The organism is Falsiporphyromonas endometrii (genome assembly GCF_042654485.1).
GTDB lineage: Bacteria > Bacteroidota > Bacteroidia > Bacteroidales > Porphyromonadaceae > Porphyromonas > Porphyromonas endometrii.
This window is the reverse complement of sequence record NZ_JBHSGO010000092.1, coordinates 1-2,846: the sequence shown is the minus strand read 5'-3', so window position 1 is coordinate 2,846 and position 2,846 is coordinate 1. Positions and strand designations below refer to the sequence as shown.

Sequence of the window (2,846 nt, the reverse complement as noted above, 5' to 3'; positions counted from 1 at the left end):
TTGAACGATTTATTTGCGTGTTTGGGATTAGCCCAGACCCGCAAGTTATTGACAAACTTTTCAAAGAACTCATTTTATTTACTGCCAGAGCCGCTTAGGCTTGGATATTTTTTAACGAACTATTGATCAACAATAAGCCTATTTTTATCAACCTTCTACAAATATGAATTAGTCTGATGACTATTCATACTCTATTTTTTCTATTGGGATTTAAATGTTTGCCAGTGTTATCTTTACAACATCACACCGGAGTGGCAGGGAAAATTTAGAAGACAATAATCATCTTCTAATATTATAAAGCGATGATAAACAATGTATTAAAAATCTATTTCTAATGACAAACATTAGAACCTGCCATCTAACGACAAATCTCAGTTCAAGCAATACCAACTCCATAGTTAAGATTCATTTATAATTCACCATGCCCATATTATGAATAAGCATGCATTCCTCCGAGAACGTAATTGACTCCCCAATAGGTCATCACTGCTGTAGCAAATGCAAATAATAAATAGAGATGAAAAGTCAAAGGCCTCTTGAAAAACGCAAGAATTCTACTATGGATAGGTATCATATAAGCAATGAAGGTTATCAAAGCCCAAACCTCTTTGGCATCCCAAGACCAATAACTACCCCAAGATACATTTGCCCATACAGCCCCAACAAAAATACCCGTAGCAAGAAACAGCAATGCTGGATAAACAAAGATTAATGATAAATCTCTTAGTTGCAACAACTTGTTTGTATCATTGGAAAATACACGAATACCTATAGCAGTTAGGGAAATTAGAAAGGTAAAGGATATCATGGCATAAGCAATCATTATGACAGACACATGGACGGTCAATAGTGGAAAGCCCAGTACAGGCATCAGATTAGTTATTTTAGGATCCATCAAACTCAAAGACGCTACTAATAAAAAAAATCCGGATACAAGAAAAGTAAATATCTGAAGCAAAAATATCTTTCGGCTTGCAATAAGTCCCAAAATCATCGAACACAAAGATATCATTACCATTGTCTCGTACCCATTAGACATAGGGATTCTTCCTACGATATAGGAACGCAACCCTACTGCGCATAGAAGAAGAGCAAATGAGAGATACAATATTATACGATACAAAAAACGAAGAATCCCATATAACCTCTTATGATCAAAACACTTTGAAGACATTCTGAATATATAAAATGCCAAGCCGAGCAATCCCATCAGCAGGTTAAGACGATAAATGACTTGCAAAAGAGGAAGCGAATTATACATAATCTCAGCCTTTACCTTGGATGGTTTAAGTAACGAATCTTTTGCATTGATTTGTTGGTATCGCCTAAACTTGACTATTACGTCCATAAGGTCCTTTTCATCATGATGGAGCATCAACTCGGATAGAAGCGGGAAAATGCCCTTTATAAAAAGACTATCTTCCTTTGACAAAGAAACCGGTATTGAATCTGTTGGAGCCAACCAAAGCATATGACTTTTCACCTGTAATGGGAAAATATTTAGAAGCTGTCCTTCATGGAGAAGCATACACAACTGCACTTTCTCATTGAGGGATTCAGCGGAATTCTCCAGCCTATTGGGATGAGTCAAATCTGATTTCTGCAGTATTGAATTCAACGCATATCCCCTCTTATAGTCAAAAAGGCTCACAAGTGAAACATAAGCAGATGAATGAAGGTAATCTCTAAGCGGGCCTCTCTTAACAAACAAGACAGGCTCTTTTTTCCAATCATCAAAGTAGAAGACCCAGCTCCAGAAGAATTGATCTGATGTAAGATGATTATAATCATTATCACCTGTCAATTTCTTTGTAAACTCCGAGGCCACTGTGTTGACCGGAGCTATCCGCCCATTATACTCCACCTGCAAGTTTCCCAATGCTTGCGCCACCGATTTTGGAACAATTCGAGGGGAAGCTTGAGACTCCATGAAAGATAGATTCAACACAATAAACAACACAAAGGAATACTTGGATATTCTCTTCAAAAGTTGCCTATAACTACCTTTTGGTGATAATAGAAATATGATCATAAAAATGAGAAATAAGGCATAACCCAAATAAGAGACAGCTATACCTGCCGGATCATGATTGACAAGTAAAGTCAGTCCAGAGGCATTTGTATCAAACCTATTTTGATAAAATCGATACCCCTTATATGAAGCAATTTTATTCATGGACAATCGAAATGGGGTCTTTTGTCCGGATACCTGAATCTGAATATCGGAAATATAGTTTCGTACAGAGGCTGTTCCCCGATAGTAATCAAAAAAGCAGGTATCAAGTTTTATGCTAAATGGGAGGGTTTGACTTCTTCCGGATGCATCCACAAAAGAACTAACGGACTCCCCCACTTTAAAGTGTAATTTACCTTTCTCTGCTGACACAAATGTCACAAAAGAACCACTGAGAATAACCATTAAGGAAAGATGAAGAAAGATGACAGACCTACGCATCCTCTCTCTCAATTTAATTAGAATAAACAAAGAGGAAGCAACTATCATAAACCAAAGAGTTATGAACCAAATTGAGTGATAAAAGATCTTTTGTGCATACAAAGTTCCCTTGAAATGTTCAACAAAGGTTGCTGTTGCCAAGACAAATATCAGAAGAAAGATGGCAACAAAAGGAATGTATATAAGGATTGACGAAAAGGCCTTTTTAATAGAAATCATAAAAGTAATAATCAAAAACGACAGCCATCCGAAAAGCACCCCATATACAGGGCAACCGCATCAAATCTTTAGCAGCTTTTTGAGATAGTCCATATTTAAAGCAGCCTTAAACAACCTCTTCCGTAGGGAAAGTTTGTCTTTATACTGAGAAACAATGGCTAAAGCAAACTTT

Annotated in this window: 1 protein-coding gene and 1 pseudogene; one reads left to right on the top strand and one right to left on the bottom strand. The window is 36.8% G+C overall.

The features are described from left to right. Positions 1-98: pseudogene (locus ACFO3G_RS03465) on the top strand (transposase); the annotation flags it as partial. 332 nt (positions 99-430) lie between these two features. On the opposite strand, the gene ACFO3G_RS03460 reads toward ACFO3G_RS03465, so the two are convergent. Continuing rightward, positions 431-2,674: a cytochrome c biogenesis protein CcsA gene (locus ACFO3G_RS03460; protein WP_380078016.1), complete on the bottom strand. Its 2,244-nt coding sequence runs from the start codon at positions 2,672-2,674 to the stop codon at positions 431-433. Positions 2,675-2,846: the final 172 nt, after the last annotated feature.

Bases quoted from the DNA above. Each gene is read 5' to 3' on its own strand.
- ACFO3G_RS03460 (WP_380078016.1), bottom strand. From the start codon at position 2,674: ATGATTTCTATTAAAAAGGCCTTTTCGTCAATCCTTATATACATTCCT.